General features: G+C 65.1%; 2 protein-coding genes. Both read right to left on the reverse strand.

Features of this window, described 5'->3' with window-relative positions; all coding sequences use genetic code 11:
- Nucleotides 1-94: 94 nt before the first annotated feature.
- Nucleotides 95-421 carry a hypothetical protein gene (locus tag BJF80_RS06680; protein ID WP_075812430.1) on the reverse strand — a complete coding sequence of 109 codons (327 nt, stop codon included), beginning with the start codon at nt 419-421 and terminating at the stop codon, nt 95-97.
- The gene (locus BJF80_RS06685) at nt 418-1,347 is read right to left on the reverse strand and encodes a hypothetical protein (protein ID WP_075866927.1); all 930 of its coding nucleotides are present in this window, start codon (nt 1,345-1,347) and stop codon (nt 418-420) included. Before BJF80_RS06685 ends, BJF80_RS06680 begins: the two co-directional genes overlap by 4 nt.
- Between the last annotated feature and the right edge of the window lie 1,169 nt (nt 1,348-2,516).

The raw sequence follows: 2,516 nt of genomic DNA on the forward strand, positions 1-2,516 counted from the left end.
GCCATCATCGAAGGAGCCCCGCTCCGTCCCCGGATTGGGGCCACAGGGTGGGGAATTTCAGTGAGCAGAACTGGGGAGAATCACCTGAGCGCCGTCAGTAGACCTGGTGGTAGCCGACACCATCGCCCTTGACCCCCAGGGAGCGCAACTTCTTCAAGGAGAGAGCTTGTGCATAGTTCGTGACGGTGGTCAAGCAAAAACGGTTCGTCTGGGCGGTCAATGCTGCGGCCACCCACAGGACAAGGAACGCGCTCAGCGGCAACTTCCGCGGGCGTCCTCCATCCCGAGCAGAGGCGACGTCCAAGATGCGTCCGAGCTCGCTCCTGCCCACCGACCACTTTGCCATCTCCAAGGCGGACAGTGGAGTGAGATGTGGGATGTTGGCATCTCGCTTTTCCAGAAGGTCCCACGTCTTGCTCATGGATCACCGCCGAGGGCCCGGTAGAGGTCGACGTCCGGGCGACGGTCAAGAAACTCGGCGTAGCGGAGGAGGGAATGCGTAGTCGACATCCCTGAGACCACGAGCAGTTCTGGGACCGTGACACCGGCATTCAAGACATCCACGAGCCAAGTGGTCCGCATCCTTGTCGGCTGGATCGTGATTCCCCCGACTTTTCGGAACTTCTTCATAACGTTGTCGAGCCGATCTCCTCCGGGAACCAACCGGGCATCCGGAGAACGCGTGCTCAGTTTGCGGAGAAGAGGGGCGTACCTCGGCAGGACGGGAACACGTCGCGGGGCCTCGCCATAGGTGGTGACAGTGACAAAGTCTGGGCCGGGTTCGATGTCGCCCGCCCGGGAGTAAATGATCTCGCGGGACCTGAAGCCACAACCAAGACCCAGGGCAAGGATTGCCGCGGCGGCGTCTCGGACGCGCGATGTGGGCTGACCGTCCGCGAGCGTGGCGAGCAACGCCAGTTCGACATCAGAGTAAGGGGGCAGCATCGGGGACCGCCGAACGGCGTCGGGGACCGGACCCCATGGTGCCTTTCGCGTGGCCGCGACCGCGATGCGCCGCAGACGGGCACGTTCGTCCTTTCGGGCCAGACTGCCCCTGAGCTTCTGCCTGTCGTACTCGTTGACCCATGCGGGCGTGAGGATCGTCTCGGGGTCTAGGGGCAGCGATTGCCCCCGGCACCAGTTGGCGAACTGGGCGACGACCTTCAGTTCTGTCGTGGCCACACCCGGGGTGCTGGGCTGTGCTATGCGGACAGCCTCGCGGGTGAAGTCAGCGACCTCCATCCACTCATCAGCCGGAATGGACTTGGCCTGGGGCCGGTACCCCTGGATCCGATCATGGATGGCGCGGTTGACGTCAGGCGGGTCGGGACGGGAGGCTGGAGTCATGTCGCAGGTCTGGAGAGCCCTGTAGCACTAGCCGTGGTTCGGTTCACGGCTCCCGTCGCGGGTCAGATTGCCGTCTGGCCCGCGACGCATACTCAAGGGGTGAAGACCATCCCTCCCCCCATGAGGAGGCGGTCACGTACCGCGTGAAGGAGGGGTGTCATGGTCAGTGTCCGTCCACTCGTAGTTATTGCACTACTCCTGCGGCCCTAACGGCCGGGGTGAACCTGACGACACTACGGTACCCGCAGAGGAGACCGCCGGGCAAGGCCACCTGCAACTGGTGCGCGAGCACCTTGCAAGAAATCAGGGACCATGCCGAATCGCTCGCGGTCGAATATGAACCGTGCTCTGCAGGGCCGACGAGGTCGCTCCTAGGAACGCCAAGGCTGCGGCCAAGTGCCTACAGATCGAGGGCCTGGAGGTCCGGTTCGGGATTATCGGCCAGCACGGAGCTGACCCGGACAGCCCCCCCCCCCCCCCGCCCCCAGCAGACGCCCCGGTGCGAGTCCAGGACGGACACTGAGTCCGCCACTGGATCCGACCGAGCAGGAGGACCTAGTGGTGAATGAGGAGGGGGTGGTCGAAGGTGAAGATGCCCCCAGGCCCCGAGGGGTGCACCACAGGATCTACCCCCTACATGTAATCCGTGATTCAGTACGCCCCCCCCCCCCCGAAACCAGGGCAGGACGTGGGACCTGGACCGTCAGGGACAGGTCCACCGCTCTCCGCGCCGAGCAGCCCGGCCAGGGCCGTGCGATGACAGCGTGCGAACCCCGAGCCAATGGGCCTACGTAAACGAGAGCCGGAGGCAAAGGGCGGATGCTCGTCCAGGCCCTCGCCCCCGTGCTGATCGCGGCGGCATGGGTCACCGTTGGTCGGGACGGGCCAGAGCCTGCCTGACCGTCCACGTGCGGGCAAGGGTTGCTCCGCTGCCGGGTCCAACGCTTGCGCGGCCCATTGGCCAGCGGTGGATTGAGGACGCCCGGCCCGCACCCGAGCCTGTCGGACTGAACCCATCGGTCGGACGAGTAGACAGTTCCCAGGGAGTGTCATTGCCTACGGATAGCCTGCCTAGGAGGGCGCTGAACAATCCGCGCGTCGCCGGGGGTTGGCCGGGCGCTGGGTTGAGACTCTGGGTGTATGCAGGGTGAGGCTGATCGGCAGCGGGA

Source organism: Serinicoccus sp. CUA-874 (assembly GCF_001942225.1).
Lineage (GTDB): Bacteria > Actinomycetota > Actinomycetes > Actinomycetales > Dermatophilaceae > Ornithinicoccus > Ornithinicoccus marinus.

What these genes read in the sequence shown, in the direction of transcription:
- BJF80_RS06680 (WP_075812430.1), bottom strand. Translation starts at nt 421, where the DNA reads ATGAGCAAGACGTGGGACCTTCTGGAAAAGCGAGATGCCAACATCCCA.
- BJF80_RS06685 (WP_075866927.1), bottom strand. Translation starts at nt 1,347, where the DNA reads ATGACTCCAGCCTCCCGTCCCGACCCGCCTGACGTCAACCGCGCCATC.